This is a genomic window from Streptomyces regalis, assembly GCF_001509475.1.
Taxonomy (GTDB): domain Bacteria; phylum Actinomycetota; class Actinomycetes; order Streptomycetales; family Streptomycetaceae; genus Streptomyces; species Streptomyces regalis.
In genome coordinates this window covers 39,553-56,012 of the sequence record NZ_LLZG01000394.1, presented here as the reverse complement: position 1 = coordinate 56,012, position 16,460 = coordinate 39,553, and the positions used below count along the sequence as shown (strand labels likewise).

Genomic DNA, 16,460 nt, shown 5'->3' with positions numbered 1-16,460 from the left:
CGGCACTGCGACGAGTCCCGCCGGTTCTACGACCGCAAACGAGCCGAGGGCAAGCGGCACACCCAAGCTGTCCTCGCGCTGGCCCGTCACCGCGTCAACGTCCTCTGGGCCCTCCTGCGCGACGGACGGTGCTACGAGCTCACGCCGCCGACGGCCCTCGCGGCTTGACAAACGGCATTAGGAATCGATGGCACACGCTCAAGGTTCAGTGTCATAGGACAGCCGCATCGGACAAGCACATGGAGGCGGGCGGCATGTGGGAGTTCGACCGTCAGTGCGTCGGATGAGCAACAGCGCGTCGGCGCTGATGTTCAAGGTCCCTGCGGTCAGAGCCGGAGGCGGTGGGTTCCGGTCAGCGGGCGCTGATCGCGGCCGCGGTGGCGCGCAGGGCCCGGGCGGTACGGCGGAGATCGGCGTGGACCAGCCGGCCCGCGAACTTCACGACCTTCCCTGCCACGAGGACCGTGTCCACGTTGTGTGGCTGTGCCGCTGTGACCACGGCCGCGATGGGGTCACGTTCGGCGGTGAGCATGTTGAGGTCGTCCAGGCGGAGCATGATGACGTCGGCCTGCTTGCCGGGGCGCAGCGAGCCGGTGCGGTCGGCCAGTCCCATCGCGGCGGCGCCGTCCAGGGTGGCCATCCGCAAGACGTCCTTGGCGGTCATCCGGGGGTCCTCGGCGATCTGGCCGGCGAGATGTGCTGCCCGCATCGTGGAGAACATGTCGCCGGGGGCGAAGGCGACGGTGTCGACGCCGGTGCCGGTGGTGATACCGGCGCGCCGCAGGCGGCCGGCCTCGTCGCCGGGCGTGGCCGAGGCGGTGGCGCCCGAGTCGGCGATCAGCTTCAGCTCGTCGTCACCGACCCCGTTGCCGTGGACGTAGAGGGTCTTCTCGCGGATCAGTCCGGCGTCGCGCAGGGCGAAGACGGGGCGTTCGTTGACGGGGGTGCTGGCGAGGTGGATCGTCAGCGGCAGGTCCAGCTCGTCGGCGATGCGCCAGTCCTTGGCCACCGTCTCCATCGGGGTCGACAAGGGGCCGAGCGGGGCGTACGCCATGGTGACGAGCGCGTTGTCGTCCGCCAGACGCTCGCGGATCCGGCAGACGTCGGCGAGCTTCCCGCCTCCGGTGACGTTGACCGGGGTGCCGTAGCCGAAGACCGCGCGCAGCCCAGCCGCCTTCAGGGCGTCGACGGCGGCGTCCGCGAGCTCGGGCGAGTACGCGATGTGCGCGAAGTCCAGCTGAGTGGTGATGCCGGCGTCGAGGCACTCCAGTGCGCCGGCCAGCGTGGCGATGTGCACGTCCTGCGGCCGGAACTTCGGGCCGACCTGCCCCAGAAGCCGGAAGTAGGCGTCGAGGTCGACGTCCACGGCCGCGCTGCGCAGCGCCGAATGCCACATGTGCCGGTGGGTGTCGACGAAGCCCGGGAGCACGATGCGGTCGGTGGCGTCGATGACCATGGCGCCGTCGGAGCGGAGGTTGCGCCCGACAGCGACGATCCGGCCCCTCTCGATCAGGACGTCGGTGCGGGCGTGGACGACCGGCTGGGGTTCGGTGTCGATAACGTGGCCGTTGCGGATCAGGATCCGGCCTTTCGGCATGACAGTGGCCGTCTCTCTCGCCAGGTGTGCTGAGCCGGGGTGTCGACTTCCGCCGGGCGCAGCGGTCGCCGGTGACGAGGTCAGGGTGGCCGCGGCCGCAGCGGCCGCCCCCGTCAGCAGGTTTCGGCGGGGCATGTTCATGGTTCGTCTCCGTTGTCTCGGAAGGGATCGAGGTGGACAAGGCAGGAGTGCCACGGTGGTTCGTGGCGTGCGAGCAGGAAGGCTTTGCGTTGGTGAAAGTGACCTGTGGCGTGAAGGGCGACAGCAGCATCGGATCCCGTTGACGTGCGACTCCGTCGTGGCGCCTGGAATCGCCTGCCTTCGCGCATGCCTCTACGGAGCTCGAGAGCGTTCCGGGCCGTTGAACGCCGTCCGACTCGCGGTAGAGGTCGCGGGGCGCTCGTCCTTCAGTTGTGCCGACATGAGGTTCGGCATCTCACCGAGAGTCCGGCGGAGTTGCGGGTCGGCCGTGAAACCGGCTGACTTCGGCAGGGTGGGGGGACGCCTTCGCCGCGTTGGCCTGCCCGTTCCCGACCACTCCGCCGGAACGGCCATGGCGGGAAGGCCGGGACGGGAGCTGGGCGGCGTGATCACTGCCCGGAGACGTGACGCTGCCGTCCGCCGGTGGGAGCGGCGCGGGCAAGGGAGAAGGAGATGGAACGGGAGCGGGGGCAGCGGGGGCGGCCGCCGAGTGGCAGCCCGGCAGCGTCGGCACGACCGCCGCACGGCCTGGGAGCCGGGTCACCGACACCACACCCGGCGTGGCGACGAGTTTCGCGGCCTGCCCGCCTGTGAGCCGGGCGGTGAAGCCGCTGGGCGCGGTACCCATGGAGTCGCCCAGCCGCACCGTATAGACGCCGTCGCCGTGAGCCCGTAGCCCTGTCGGACCCGGAGCTTGGAGAGTCGTCGTTCGGGCCTGCACCACGACGAAGGCGAGTACCAGGGCCGCGAGGAGCACAGGAGTCAGCAGCACGGCGACCGCGCGAACATTTCCGAGTTTCTTCATCAATTCCGGTCCAAAGTGGTCTGCCCGGCATGCCGTACGCCCCGGTCGTGCGGGGGTCGGCAGATCGGTGAGGTGGGGGGAAGGCGAACTGGAATGTGGCGTGACTCAGGCCGACAGCAAGGCGTGAGAAAACCCTGGTGGCCGCCGACGATCCGCTCGGCTCGCGGCCGGCCAAGGCGCCGACAGCTGCGGCCTCACCAGGGCACTGTGCCGGCGGTGTCGAAGTAGCCGCCGGTCGGGCCGTCGGGGCCGACCTGCGCCATGCGCACGATGATCTCGGCGCCTTCCTCGACAGACTGCATGCCCGTGTGGCCGTTGAGGTCCGTCTTCGTGAAACCGGGCGCCACGGCGTTGATCCGCATGGCCGGGAAGGCCTTGGCGTAGTGCGCGGTGATCATGTTGACCGTGGCCTTCGAGGCCGCGTAGGTGAGACCCGGGTAGCGGTGGGCCGGGTGGTCCGGGTCGGAGACGTAGCCGAGGGAGCCGAGGCCGCTGCTGAGGTTGACCACGACCGGCGCGGCCGAGCGTCGCAGCAGCGGGAGGAAGGCGTGGGTGACGCGGACGACGCCCAGGACATTGGTGTCGAAGACGGTCCGCACCTGGTCGGCGGTGATGTCCGCGGCGCCGGGCACGCTGTTGTCCTCGCCCCGGACCTCGATGCCGGCGTTGTTGACCAGCACGTCGAGCCCGCCCTCGGCCTCGACGGTCTTCACGGCGGCCTGGTCGGTGACGTCGAGCTGGACGAACCGGGCGCCGAGCTCGTCGGCGGCGCGGCGGCCCCGCTCGGCGTCCCGGGCGCCGACGTAGACGGTGTGGCCTGCGGCAATGAGACGGCGGGCGGTCTCGAAACCCAGCCCCTTGTTCGCTCCGGTGATCAGTGTTGTCGTCATGCCGCCACACTCCTGCCGGGCCGGGCGGACAGCCAGGAGATCCTTCTTCCTGGGACTCCCAGTACCAGGCACGCACCCCAACCGACAGTGTTCACTGAGGACATGACCACGACGGAACTCGGCCAGGCGCTGCGGCGCTGGCGCGACCGCATCTCCCCCGAGACGGCCGGGCTGCCCATCGGCGGACAGCGACGGACGGCCGGTCTGCGGCGTGAGGAGCTGGCCCTGCTGGCCGGGGTCTCCGTCGACTACGTCACCCGCCTCGAACAGGGCCGGTCAGCCAACCCCTCCGGTCAGGTCGTCGAGGCCCTGGCGCGGGCGCTGCGGCTCACGGGAGACGAGCGGGCGTATCTCTTCGGGCTGGCCGGGCTGGTGCTGCCAGGCCCAGAGGTGGTGCCGTCGTACATCCCACCCAGCGTTCTGCGGCTGCTGGACCGGCTGGTGGACACACCGGTCGCGGTCACCGACGCGGCCTTGACGCTGTTGGTGGCCAACCCGATGCACCGGGCGCTGTTGGGCGACATGTCCGGCTCACGCGGCTTCGAACGCAACGGGGCGTGGGGCGTGTTCCTGGGGTCGTCCAGCCGGATCCGGCACACACCGGAGGAACAGCGCGCCTTGGAGATCGGCATGGTCTCCGAGCTGCGCGCCGCCGCCGCCAGGTATCCCGCCGACCGTCAACTGCGGCGGCTGATCACCGAGTTGCGCGCGGGCAGCGAGCGGTTCGCCGAGCTGTGGGAGGCGGGCGTCGTCGGCAGTCTGGAGGTCTCGCGCAAGACGATCGAGCATCCGCAGGTGGGCCTGCTGACCCTGGACTGCAACGTGCTCCGGATGGACGGCAGTGGCCTGCGCATCCTCGGCTACTCGGCCGAGCCGGGCACCGAGGACGCCGAGAAGCTGGAGTTGCTGGCGGTGATCGGTACGCAGAGCCTGGCTGCCGAGTAGGACTGCCTGAGCCTGGCTTCCCTCTGGAGTTGCCGCCGCGCCTCGTCGCCCCGCCCCAGCACCCCTGAGAACTGAGGCATAGGAGGCCGGGGCCCCCGAAGGAGGCCGCGGTGCAGAAGACATCGGGGCGCCAGCCGTGGATGGACGTGGGACTTCGGCTGGATGACTGCCACTTGCCGGAAAAGGGGTGGGGCGTGCCCGCCCTCCGGGAAACGCGCCCGTCTCGGGCAGGAAGTGGACGGACTCCGGGCAGCGGCCGTTTGTCACCTGGGATGGCTCGCCCAACGCCCGCCCCGCTGGCCGGACTTCGGCAGATGTGGCCGCGCCCGGACGACGCCGAAGCGGCCCAGCGTGGTTGCGATGGCTGGATGGCTATGTATGCATCCGCAGTAGCGGCCTGATGGTCCGGACGAGCTCATCCGGGTGGTCGAACTGGGGCGCGTGCGAGCCGGGTGTCTGTACCACCTCGAACCCCGTCCGCCCGGCGAGCCATGCGGCGGCCTCGTGGAAGAAGCCGGGTGAATCCTCGCTGACCAAGACATGGGCAGGCGTGGTGATGCCGGCGAGCGCCGAATCGTCAGGGCGGTAGGACTCGAACGTTCCCAGCTCCACGCCGACCAGCGTCTCTCCGTTCGAGGTCATCCTGTCGCGCAAGCCCGTGGGCAGACGATCCCAGGTCGCATCGCCGACCACGAGGCGGAAGAAGCGGTCGACAGCTTCCGGAGGCCCTCCCCGTGCCAGCCCCTCCTGAACGGCTGACCTCACGCTCGTCTGCGCCGCTGCCGGGTCGTCCACCACCGAGATCATCGCAGGCTCGTGCAACACCGCGGAGCGGACAACACCGGGATGGCGGAGCAACAGGTCGAGGGCAAAGGTCGCCCCGTAGCTGTTGCCGTACACGGCGGCGGGAGCGAGCCCGAGCTCAGAGAGAAGCGCCGCCGCGTCGTCGGCCTGCTCGGCCACCGACGTCGTCCCCCAGCCACGGGGAGGGAGACTGCGCGAGTTACCTCGCCGGTCGTAGGTGAGCACGGTGAACTCATCGGCGAGCAGGTCCGCAACGCGTTCGAAATGTCCGGCATCACCGGTCGCGCCGGAGATGAACATCACCGATGGGCCAGTGCCCCGCAGTTCGTGGTAGATGCCTGCCCCATTGACGGCGATCGACGACACGGCAACCTCCTCCACCTGCCCACGGGGAGCTATAAACCACCCTAAAATGGAATAAATTACTCACGGGAGATCGAGGGCAACGTGTCGGCCAACGGTGTGGCACCGAACTCGTACCCGTTCGGCGCCGCAAGTGCCGGCGAAGCGCCCGAGCGCGACGACGCGCTGGTCAGTGCCGTGGTCAGTGCTGTGGAGGTGACCGGAGCGCATGCCGGAAGCGTGTTTCTGCTCTCCGGCGACCATCGCTCGCTCGTGGTGGCCGCGTCGTGCGGGACACCGCCCTCCCTGCTCAGCGGGTGGCGTCGGATCCCGGTGAACAGCGGTATGCCGGTGGCGGAGGCGTACCGCTCCGGGCGCATGGTCCACCTGGCCGACGCGGAGGAGACGATGCGGCGCTTCCCCCAGCTCGCGGTCGCCCTGCCCTACCCGTTCGGCTCTGCGTCGGTCCCCGTACGAGCGGGCGAGCGGACCTTCGGCGCCCTGGCCGTGGTGTGGACAGCCGGGCCGGACGGGGCAGGACTGTCGAGGGCGCAGCGCCGGCAGCTGCGCTCCGTCGCCGACCGGCTGGGCACCACCCTCGCCGGACTGCGGGCCCGCGGCGCGCTCGGTGAGTACGACGAGCGGACGGCCCCGATCGTGGTCCCGCTGCCGTCCGCTCCGGTGATCCGGGTGGGTCTGTTCGACTGGAACCTCGACACCGGAGCGCTCACGGCCGACGACGAGCTGTGCGCGATCTTCGGGATTCCGCCCCGCGAGTTCGACGGGCGGGCGGCCACCCTGGCGGCCATGATCGAGCCGACGGATCTGCCCGGCTTCCGGTCCGCCGCCCGTGCCGCGGTCCAGGAAGGCCATGTACTGGCGCACTGCCTGCGCATCCGGGACGGCCGCGGGGGCCACCGCACCGTCGAGCTGTGGGGCCGGATACCCGAGAGCCCTGACGACCTGGCGGCCTCGGCCCATCTGATCGGCGCCGTAATCGACTCCGGGAGCGGCATGGCCGCCGTGGCGGCGATCGAGCGGCTCGCGGACGGCTTCTTCGCGCTCTCGCCCGACGGATGCCTCGCCTACGCCAACCACAGCCTGGAGAACCTGCTGCGGGTCCGTCAGGACGAACTGCTCGGCCGACGCCCCTGGGACGTCCTGCCCTGGCTGGCCGATCCCGTGTACGAGGACCGCTACCGCGCAGCACTCGTCTCCCAGCAACCGGTCTCCTTCCTGGTCCGCCGCCCACCCGACGAGTGGCTGGTCTTCTCTCTCCACCCGGGCGCGCAGGGCATGACGGGGTGGGCGGCGCCCGTGCGACAGCCCGTACCGGCCGACACCGGACCCGGGGCTCCCGTCGCGGAAGGGGGGCCGCCCGTCTCCTTGTCGTCTCCGCCCGCGGCCCCGCGCGTGGGTTCCCTCTACCGGGTACTCACGCTGGGCAGCGCGCTCACCGAGGCGGTCACCGCGCACGAGGTGTTCGAGGCCGTCGCCGAGCAGCTGCTGCCCGCTTTCGGCGGCCAGAAGCTGGCGATCTCGGTGGTGGAGCAGCGGCGCCTGCGCCTGCTCGCTCAGCGCGGCTACTCGAAGCGCTTTCTCGCCCGGTTCGAAGGCACTCCGCTGCATGCCCGGCTGCCCGTGACGGACGCGCTGACCTCCGGGGCCCCGCTGTTCGTCGAGTCCCGTGAGGAGCTCCTCGAGACCTACCCCGGGATCACGGTCAGTCACTCCAACTCTTGGGCGTTCCTGCCCTTGATCGCCTCGAACCGCCCGGTCGGCGTCTGCATGCTCGCCTTCGACGACGTCCACCGGTTTCCCGACGAGGAGCGTGGAGTCCTCACCGCGCTGGGCGGCCTGATCGCCCAGGCCCTTGAACGCGCCAGGCTCTACGACGCCGAGTTCGCCCTCGCCCGCGGCCTGCAGAACGCGCTGCTCCCGCACCGGCTGCCCACGTTGCCTGGCCTCCGTGTCACCGGGCGCTATCTTCCGGGCACCAGGGGGATGGAGATCGGCGGCGACTGGTACGACGTCATCCCCACCGGCGACGAGGTCGCTCTGGTCGTCGGGGACGTCGAGGGGCACAACGTCGCCGCCGCGGCCGCCATGGGCCAGCTGCGCAGCGCGGTGCGGGCCTTCGTCGCCGCGGGCCACCGGCCGAGCGACGTCGTCGCCGGCACCAACCGGCTCCACATGGACCTCGACCCGGCGCTGCTCGCCAGCTGCTGCTACGCCCGCTTCCATCCCCGCTCGGGGGTCGTGCGCATCGTCCGTGCCGGCCACCTCCCGCCCTTGCTGCGCCTGCCCGACGGGCAGGCCGAAATCCTGGATGTGCCCGGCGGCCCTCTACTCGGCATCGACGCAGCGGCACACTTTCCGGAGTCGGAGCTGCGCCTCGTACCCGGGTCGGTCCTGGCCCTGTACACGGACGGGCTGATCGAGAGGCGCGAGTCGGACATCGGTTCCGACGTCGACCGGCTCCGGGCGTCACTGGCCCGCCTGGGCGGGGGCCCCTTGGAGGATCTGGCCGACGCGCTGCTGCGCGACGTCTGCCCCTCGCCCGACAGGGTGGACGACATCGCACTCCTGCTGACCGAGTACGCCCCGCCGCGGTAGACCCGACGCCGCTGTCACTTGCCCCAGATCTTCCGGTACGCCTCCTGATAGGCCGAGGGGTCCCAGGTCGTGGCACCGTCGCTGTTGTCGGCCGTGGTGATGTGGACGGGGGCCACATATCCGCTGGCCGGACGGCCGGAGAAGGCTCGGTTGAACTCGTCGACGATCTGCCAGCCCTGCTGGGACAGCGGCTCGGGCACGGTGGCCGCCTGGTACTGCTCGCTGTTGATGCGCTGGAAGGCGGAGGGGTCACCGTCGCCGGCGCCGATGTTGAACGGCGGGCCGGAACCTTTCCTCCCGGCCGCACGGAAGGCAGGGGCGGCATCGGCGAAGTAGAGGTCGTTGATGGCGACGGAGTACGTCCACCGGTCCTGGAAGCGGGAAAGGAGCGAGGAGACCTCCCTGGGCGTGCGGCTGCTCGAGTCCGGAATCGGGATGTTCTGGTACGCCAGCAGCTTCACGCCCGAGCAGGTGGCGAGTTCCTTCCGGATCAGCTCGGACTTGTTCTTGGCGAACGGGATCGAGGCGTCGGTGAAGACCACGACCCCCGCGGTGCCGTTGGAGCGCGAAATGACCCATTGCGCGCTGACTCTGGCCACGTCCTCGACTTTGGTGGTGACGTTGGTGAAGAGCTCCGGCCGCCGGCTGGGGCCGGGGGCGGCGACCGCGTGCCAGCCGATGAGCGGGATGCGTGCCGTGTTCGCCCGGGCCACCTGCCGCGAGGTCGAGTTGGGGTCGAAGCCTCCGATGACGATGCCCGAGGGCCTGAGGGCCACGGCATCGCTCATCGCCGCCTGGATGCCGGCGGGGGTGCCGCCGCCGTCGATCACCCGGACGTTCCAGCCGATGACCCGCGCGGCTTGCCGCACGCCGTCGGCGGCGCCCGCGACTCCGGGGTTGGTCATGGTCTGGGCAACGTAGACGAGGGTCTTGCCGGCCACCGCCGTGGGGCCGCTGGTGGGTCCGTTCCAGGGGACGTCCGTCCGCTCCGCCCGCTGCACGGCCGCCTGGGCCCTGGCCTGGACCGAGGGGCAGCCGCTCGGGCCCGAGGTGGAGTCCCCGGGGGCATTCGACGAGCCGCGTTCGCACCCGGCCAGGACGGTTGCAGCGGCCAGCAGGGCGGTGGCGGCGGACCGAGCCTTGAAACCGCCGGGCGTGGCCTTGCGGTGGTAGTGCACGGAAGCTCCTCGCGGAGGGATGAACGGGAGGATGTGGGCCGGGCGCTGTGATGTCGACCGCGGCGTGGGTCATGGAGTGCTGCCCGATGTGCCGTCGTCCTGCCTCGGGGAGGACGACGGCTCCGGCGTCACGGCGGGCGAATCGCGGGCTGCGACGACGCTGGTGCGCAGCCGGCGGCGAGCGGCGTAACCGGCCAGGCCGACGGCGAGGAGCAGGGTGCCGCCGTGGAACAACGGGATCGTCCAGAAATCGGCGCCCATCTGGCCGATGCCGGTGAGGCCGACGGCGAGGACGGCGACGGCGACCACGGTGCCCATGGCGTTGGGGCGGCCGGGTTTGATCGCGGTGGACCCGAGGAGGGCGCCGACGAAGGCGGGCAGCAGGTAGTCGAGGCCGACGCTCGGATTGCCGATCTGCTGCTGGGCCGCGAGCAGTACTCCGGCGAAGCCGACGATCAGCCCCGATGTGGCGAAGGCGTAGATGGTGTACTTGCGGATCGAGATGCCGACGAGGTCGGCGGCGCGCGGGTTGGACCCGACGACGTACAGGTACCGGCCGAGCGGCAGCCGCTCCAGCACCAGCCAGAGGGCGACCGCGAGCGCGAGCACGTAGAAGGCGGGGACCGGAAGGCCGAGGAACGTGGAGTTGTAGAGGTCGGTGAAGGCAGCCGGGAGGCCTTGTGGGCCGGGGACGATCCGGCCGCCGTCGGTGATCCAGCCGGTGAGCGCGTACATCATGCTGCCGGTCCCGAGCGTGGCGATGAACGAGTCGATCCGCCCGAACTCGACGATGACGCCGTTGAGGACGCCCACGACGCCCCCTCCGACGATCACCGCGAGGCAGGCGAGCGGCCAGGGCCACCCGCCGCCCACGAGGAGCTGCATCACCATGACGTGCGCCAGGCCGAGGCCGTAGCCGATGGAGAGGTCGAACGCGCCGGTCACGATGGGGACCATGGCAGCGAGCGCGAGAACGGCCGGGATCGACTGGTTGGACAGGATCGAGTCGACAGTGTCCAGGGTGGGAAACGTACGCGGCAGAGCGAGGGAGAAGATCAGGTAGAGCAGGGCGGTGAGGGCCAGGAGGCCGTAAGCGCCGATGAGGTGCCCGCCGGGTCGGCCCGGTCCGGCCCGTCGGCCGAGTCGGCTCAGCAGGCCCGGTCGACGTGGTTGCCGCCGGGGCGAGGACGGGGTGGGCGGGGAGGGCGGGGCGGTCACGGGTTCGTCGCGGTTCCGGAGGGGGGCATGGCCGAGGCCGCCCGGGTGAGCCCCGCAACCGTGAGGGCCGGACCGCCCAGCTCGGCCGTCACGGACCCGCGAACGAAGACCAGGGCGCGCCTGCACACGCCCGCGACCTCCTCGAAGTCGGTGGAGATGAGGAGGACGGCGAGACCCGCGGCCAGCGCCTCGTCGAGCAGGCGGTGGATCGCGGCCTTGGCACCGATGTCCACGCTCGCCGTCGGCTCCTCGAGGATCAGCAGGCGCAGTTCCACCCGGAGCCACCGGCCGATCATGACCTTCTGCTGGTTTCCGCCCGACAGGGTGGCGATGAGCGCCTCGCTGTCGCGGGGACGCACCGAGAACCGTCCGATCAGGGTGGCGGCCTCGCCGCGTTCGCGGCGGGGACTGATCCAGCGCGGCGCCGGCCGGCCTCCCGCGCGGGGGTTGGCCAGGAGGTTCTCCCGTACGGTCAGCTCGGCGAGGCAGCCCTCACGCTGCCTGTCGCCGGGTACGAAGGCGACACCGAGCCCGACGGCGTCGGCGACCGTACGGGGACTGTACGGGCGGCCGCCGAGGACGGCACGTCCGCCGAGAAGGGGCCGGGAACCCGCGAGGGCTCGCCCCAGGTCCATGTGTCCGGCGCCCGTGAGGCCGACCAGCCCGAGGACTTCCCCGGGCCTGAGCTCCAGGTCGACCGGTCCCGCACCGGCTGTCCGTACGCCGTCGAGGGTCAGGACGGCCGCGCCGCCGGCCGGGGCCGTGGCGGGGATGGGGGTCCCCCCGCTCGAGCGAAGCCGAGAGTGGGGGAGGTCGGCCGGTTCCTCGCCGATGATGTCGTGCACCAGGCGGGCCGGGGTGTGGTCCGCCAGCGAGCCGTGGCTGACGAGGCGGCCGTCGCGCAGGACGGCGAAGGTGTCGGCGACCTCGTACACCTCGTCCAGGCGGTGGCTGACGTAGAGGATGCCGTGCCCCCGGTCGCGCAGAGCGTGCAGGACGCGGAACAGCCGGGTGCAGTCGGCGGCCGGGAGGCGGGCGGTCGGTTCGTCGAGGACGATGAGCTTCGCCCGTGCCGCCAGGGCTCGTGCGATGGCGACCAGGGAACGCTCGGCGGGGGGAAGGCCGGCGATCGGGGCGTCGGGATCGAGATGTCCGGCGACGATCCGCAGTGCCTCGGTGCACTGCTCTCGGGTCCGCCGCCAGGAGATCAGTCCGGCGCGGCGCGGATACCCGGTGCTCAGGGCGATGTTCTCGGCGACGGTCATCCACTCCACCAGACCCAGATCCTGGTGGATGAAGGACATGCTGCGGGAAGCGGCATGACTCCCGAGTGGGTGCCCGTCCACCGCGATCTGCCCCGAGTCGGCTTGGTGTACGCCGGCGAGCACTTTGATGAGCGTGGACTTTCCGGCTCCGTTGGGGCCGAGGAGGGCGAGGACGCTACCGGTGTGGACGTCGAGGTCGACCCCGGCCAGCGCGAGGGTCCCGCCGAACCGCTTGGCGAGCCCGCGGATACGGACCAGGGGTACTGCCCCGCTGGGCGGGACCGCCGGCGCAGGGGTGTCGTGAGCGTCGTGCACGGACGACTCCGGGGATCGGCCTGGCGAGTTCTTCCCGACTCGTGTCAGTGATCCTAGCGGGCCATATCAACATATTTCAGGCATCTTGTCGTCGTCTGTGACTCCAACGGATCAGTGGGCGGCGCCGCTCTTCAGCGCCTCAGGCACCGTCGAGCCCGCATTCGGCCCAGATGACCTTGCCCTCCGAGGTGTAGCGCGTGCCCCAGCTCTCTGCCAGCTGCGCGACGAGGAACAGGCCGCGGCCCCCTTCATCGGTGCTGGCCGCTCTACGCAGATGTGGGGCGGTGTTGCTGGTGTCGGAGACCTCGCAGACCAGGGTGCGGTCGTGGAGCAGCCGTACCCGGATGGGCCCGGCACCGTGGCGGATGGCGTTCGTGACCAGCTCACTGAGCATCAGTTCAGCGGCGAACACGACCTCGTCGAGTCCCCAGTCGGCCAGTTGCCGGGTGGCGCAGGAGCGGACCTCGCTGACGAGGGCCGGATCCGCGGGCAGATCCCAGGTGGCGATCCGCCCCGGGTCCAGGGCGTGGGTGCGGGCCACGAGCAGCGCTATGTCGTCGTAGGGGTGGGCCGGCGCCACGGTGTCGAGGACCGCCTGGCAGGTCTCGTCGGGTGCACGCTCCGGGTGGGCCAGGACCTCGCGCAGCTGATCGAGGACCACGTCGACGTCGCGGTGCCGGTCCTCGATGAGTCCGTCGGTGTAGAGGACCAGCTGACTGCCTTCGGGGAGGTGGATCTCGGCGGCTTCGAAGGGCAGACCTCCGAGGCCGAGCGGGGGCCCGGCGGGCAGGTCGGGGAACGACACGGTGCCGTCGGGGCGGACCAGGGCGGGCGGCGGGTGGCCGGCGCGGGCCATGGTGCACTGCTGCGAGGTCGGGTCGTAGATCGCGTACAGACAGGTCGCGCCGATGATGCCGGCACCCTCGGCGGCGGGCTCCTCCCGGTCCAGGCGTCCCACGAGGTTGTCGAGGTGGGTGAGGACCTCGTCCGGGGGGAAGTCGAGCTCGGCGAAGCTGCGTGCGGCGGTGCGCACCCGGCCCATGGTGGCGGCGGACAACAGACCGTGGCCGACGACGTCACCGACGAAGAGGCCGACGCGGGCGCCGGACAGGGGGATGACGTCGTACCAGTCTCCCCCGACGTCGGATTCGGCGGGCAGATAACGATGGGCGACCTCGACGGCGTCCTGGTCGGGCAGTCCGTGCGGGAGCAGGCTGCGCTGCAGGGCCAGGACCATGGTGCGTTCGCGCGTGTAGCGGCGGGCGTTGTCGATGGACAGCGCGGCACGGGTGGCGAGCTCTTGCGCCAGCGAGCGGTCGTCGTCTCCGAAAGAGGCGGGATCCTCCGCCCGATAGAAACTGGCGACCCCCAGCACGACGCCGCGGGCGACCAGGGGCACCGCGATGAGGGAGTGGACGTGGCTCAGCAGTTGTTCGGAGTGCTCGGGGTCCTGTGCGAGCCAGCCCGCGGCGGTCTGCAGGTCCGGTTCCAGCACTGCCCGCCCACTCGTCAGACACCGCATCTGCGGCGTCGTCGGGCCGTAGTCGACGTGCTTGCCCACCGGACTGAAGGGACAGCCGTCGCGGATGCCATGGACCACCGCACGGCGCAGGTCACGGCGGGGATCGGCGGACTCCTCACCGCGCAGTACGGCCTCGGGCAGGTCGATGGTGACGAAGTCGGCCAGTCGCGGCACCGCCGTCTCGGCGAGTTCCCGGGCGGTGCGGCGTACGTCCAGGGTGGTGCCGATGTGGACGCTGGCCTCGGACAGCAACTCCAGTCGGCGTCGCGCGGCCAGGGCGTACGTCCCCACGTGCGGCTCCCCCACCATCACGAGTCCTCTGACGGAGGGCGGGGAGTCGGGTCGGTCGTCCGTGGGTCGGCCGTCCGTCACGCCGTCGATGTCGGCGGCCGTGATGCCCTCGCCGGCCACGGCCGGCCGGTCGGGTGCCGTCTCGGGAGGATGCTGCCCGGACGGTGGAGTGAGGGAGAGATGCCCGGGCGTCACGGCGACGGGAACGGCTCCGGAGAGCCGGAGGACAGAGGCGACGGCAGGCTCGGCGGGGAAGCCCAGCACCTCGTCGACCTGGTGCGGGATGGCGAGAGCCTCGCGCGGTGCGAGGCCGGGGAGAACGGCTTCGATGGCGACGCCCTCCACTCCGGAGGCACTCGTCATCGGGCGGCTCACGAGCGTGACCCGTCGACCGTCGGGCAGGGGCACGTCGACGGCGCCCCGCTGTGCGCGGGAGATCAGCTCGGCGGCCTTCTCCATGAGGATCGCCTGGCCGCGGGGGTGCAGCTCCAGGGCCAGTTCCGCCACCCCGATACGGTGCTGAAGGCCTGCGTCGGCCTCGGCTCCGGTGTCCAGGTAGGCCCGCAGCAATGCGCGCTCACGTGCGGAACTCCGCGCCAGCAACCGCCGCTCGATGGCCTCGGCCGCCTTGCGTATGACGGTGTCCAGCGCCGGATTCTCGGCGCCGCGAGGATAGCCGAAGCACAGAACGCCCTCGATGCGGCCACTGAGCGGGTCGCGGACGGGAAGCGCGCGGCAGGCGCTGCCTTGGGAGCGCTCGGCGAAGTGCTCAGCGCCGTAGACCCGGATGAGCTGCCGCTCCGCCAGGGCGAGACCGATGCCGTTGGTACCGGCGACCTGCTCGGCGAACACGAACCCCGGGGCGCTCTGGATCGCCGGGAGAGTTCTGGCCAGCGACGCTTCTCCGAAACGGCGCAGGAGCACCGTCCCATTCGCATCGGCGACGGAGATGTTCATCGCGCTGCCGGCGAACGTGGACTGCAGTCGGTCGAGCACCGGCACGGCTGCGCGGACTATCGGCCCGTCCGGATCGAAGTCCTCCCGATAGGGAAGGTCGGACTGGTCCGGCGACAGCCCCAGGGTCCGGCAACGCTGCCAGGAATTCAGGATCGAGGTTCGCACACCCGGCCCGACCGAATCACCCTGCAGAAACCGCTCACGGAAACGGGCGGGCCCCGTGCCGCCTGTCGCACGCCCCGTCGGTATCGGTTCGCCGCCGGCCCGATCCACGCTTTGCCTCACGCCTTCGACAATCCACTCTTCGGAAATATCTGGCATTGACGAGGATACGGGCATTAAGGTGCACTAGTCATGATTCGCAAGATCCCTCACGCACGGTGACCGGACCCGGTCTGTCACAGGACCGCGACCGGGTTGACGGGCGAGCCCGTCCCTCCCGGGACGTTCAGTGGCGCCACCACGAGCAGGAACTCATGCCGCCCCGCCTCGGCAGTGGCCGCGGAGAGCCCTTCCAGGTCCAGGTTGTCCAGCAGCGGCACCCCCATCGCGGCCAGGGCCAGGGCGTGGACGGGCGAGTGCACACCGTCCACGGGCGAGGGCCGTACATCGCTGTCGCCGTCTCCGCCGAGCAGTGCGATACCGCGCTCGGCCAGAAGCGGCAGGGCGTCCACGTGAAAGCCCGCGCTCGCCGTGTCGGGGTCCCAGGCACCGAGCTCCTCGCGGCGGCGGACGTGCCCGGAGCGCAGCAGTACCGCGTCGCCCTCGCCGATCGTCACATCGAGCGCCTTCTCCGCAGCGACGATGTCCTTGGCGTGTACTGCTTGCCCCGGCTCCAGCCAGCGGGTCCCGAGGACGGCGGGGAGGTCGAGGAGCACACCCCTCGTGACGAGGGGCCCGAGCGTCGACACCGCGCCGAAGCGGGCGCCTGCGGCATCGACGACCTCGTGTGCCGTCCGGCCGTCATAGAGCTGCCCCCGGTAGGCGATGTGGCACAGTGCGTCGAGGTGTGTGATGCCCTTGCCGTGGTAGTCGGCGGCGATGAAGTCCTTGTGGGTGGAGGGTTCCGGCGCCTGAACGTCGCCGAGGTCGGTCATGTGGTGCAGGGCGGGCTTGCGGTTGCCGGGACCGGGTCGGGTGTTCCAGGGCAGCGCCAGCGGGACGACGGTCCCTGACCGCACGCCGGCAGCGGCCTCCCGCACATGGTCCGCGGTGACACGGTTCCAGGCACCACGGTCGGCCGGGGACCAGCGACCCCATGCGCGAACCGCATCGAAGAGTGCGTCGAACTCCCGGCGGGAGACGGCCGGCCCGTTGCCGGCACCGGTCGGCCCGGGGTTCGGGGCATCGGCGGAACTCAGGCTCATCTGTACTCACCGCTCCCAGCTTTGGAACGGCGCCGACGGCAGGGCGTCACCGGGCGCGATACGGATCGGGCTTCCGGGGGCGTGCGCCCGGCTGACGTCGTGGCCTCGACGCCGTGACACGGAAGAGCTTCGTCCTCGTGATCAGAA

Annotated in this window: 11 protein-coding genes and 1 pseudogene; 4 read left to right on the top strand and 8 right to left on the bottom strand. The window is 71.1% G+C overall.

The features are described from left to right. Nucleotides 1-168, top strand: a pseudogene (locus ADL12_RS53495) (IS110 family transposase); the annotation flags it as partial. Between the two features lie 184 nt (nucleotides 169-352). Here ADL12_RS53495 and ADL12_RS41790 read toward each other — a convergent pair. Then, complete coding sequence (locus tag ADL12_RS41790; RefSeq protein ID WP_062713273.1) at nucleotides 353-1,597, bottom strand: amidohydrolase family protein; 1,245 nt, start codon at nucleotides 1,595-1,597, stop codon at nucleotides 353-355. 605 nt (nucleotides 1,598-2,202) lie between these two features. Between ADL12_RS41790 and ADL12_RS54615 the strand changes: the two genes are divergently transcribed. Then, complete coding sequence (locus tag ADL12_RS54615; RefSeq protein WP_159053468.1) at nucleotides 2,203-2,451, top strand: hypothetical protein; 249 nt, start codon at nucleotides 2,203-2,205, stop codon at nucleotides 2,449-2,451. A gap of 346 nt (nucleotides 2,452-2,797) precedes the next feature. On the opposite strand, the gene ADL12_RS41785 is transcribed toward ADL12_RS54615, so the two are convergent. Continuing rightward, nucleotides 2,798-3,493 (bottom strand): SDR family NAD(P)-dependent oxidoreductase, encoded by a 696-nt coding sequence (locus ADL12_RS41785; protein ID WP_062713271.1) that lies wholly within the window; start codon nucleotides 3,491-3,493, stop codon nucleotides 2,798-2,800. Between the two features lie 102 nt (nucleotides 3,494-3,595). Between ADL12_RS41785 and ADL12_RS41780 the strand changes: the two genes are divergently transcribed. After that, on the top strand, nucleotides 3,596-4,438 hold the full coding sequence (locus ADL12_RS41780; protein WP_062713268.1) for a helix-turn-helix transcriptional regulator: 843 nt from the start codon (nucleotides 3,596-3,598) through the stop codon (nucleotides 4,436-4,438). A gap of 372 nt (nucleotides 4,439-4,810) precedes the next feature. Here the strand turns inward: ADL12_RS41780 and ADL12_RS41775 are convergent, their stop codons facing one another. Beyond that, on the bottom strand, nucleotides 4,811-5,608 hold the full coding sequence (locus tag ADL12_RS41775; protein ID WP_062713266.1) for an alpha/beta fold hydrolase: 798 nt from the start codon (nucleotides 5,606-5,608) through the stop codon (nucleotides 4,811-4,813). An 81-nt stretch (nucleotides 5,609-5,689) separates the two neighbouring features. Between ADL12_RS41775 and ADL12_RS41770 the strand changes: the two genes are divergently transcribed. Then, nucleotides 5,690-8,200, top strand: a complete 2,511-nt coding sequence (locus ADL12_RS41770) for a SpoIIE family protein phosphatase (protein ID WP_244188250.1) — start codon at nucleotides 5,690-5,692, stop codon at nucleotides 8,198-8,200. A gap of 14 nt (nucleotides 8,201-8,214) precedes the next feature. Here the strand turns inward: ADL12_RS41770 and ADL12_RS41765 are convergent, their stop codons facing one another. The 5 genes from ADL12_RS41765 to ADL12_RS41745 all read right to left on the bottom strand — a co-directional run bounded on the left by ADL12_RS41765 (nucleotide 8,215) and on the right by ADL12_RS41745 (nucleotide 16,313). Continuing rightward, complete coding sequence (locus ADL12_RS41765; protein ID WP_062713262.1) at nucleotides 8,215-9,378, bottom strand: substrate-binding domain-containing protein; 1,164 nt, start codon at nucleotides 9,376-9,378, stop codon at nucleotides 8,215-8,217. A 69-nt stretch (nucleotides 9,379-9,447) separates the two neighbouring features. After that, nucleotides 9,448-10,596 carry an ABC transporter permease gene (locus ADL12_RS41760; protein WP_062713260.1) on the bottom strand — a complete coding sequence of 383 codons (1,149 nt, stop codon included), beginning with the start codon at nucleotides 10,594-10,596 and terminating at the stop codon, nucleotides 9,448-9,450. Further along, nucleotides 10,593-12,176: a sugar ABC transporter ATP-binding protein gene (locus ADL12_RS41755; protein ID WP_062713258.1), complete on the bottom strand. Its 1,584-nt coding sequence runs from the start codon at nucleotides 12,174-12,176 to the stop codon at nucleotides 10,593-10,595. The genes ADL12_RS41760 and ADL12_RS41755 overlap by 4 nt, the downstream gene beginning before the upstream one ends. Before the next feature lie 139 nt (nucleotides 12,177-12,315). Beyond that, nucleotides 12,316-15,219, bottom strand: coding sequence for a SpoIIE family protein phosphatase (locus ADL12_RS41750; protein WP_062713256.1), 2,904 nt, complete (start codon nucleotides 15,217-15,219; stop codon nucleotides 12,316-12,318). A 125-nt stretch (nucleotides 15,220-15,344) separates the two neighbouring features. Next, on the bottom strand, nucleotides 15,345-16,313 hold the full coding sequence (locus ADL12_RS41745; protein WP_062713253.1) for a cyclase family protein: 969 nt from the start codon (nucleotides 16,311-16,313) through the stop codon (nucleotides 15,345-15,347). Nucleotides 16,314-16,460: the final 147 nt, after the last annotated feature.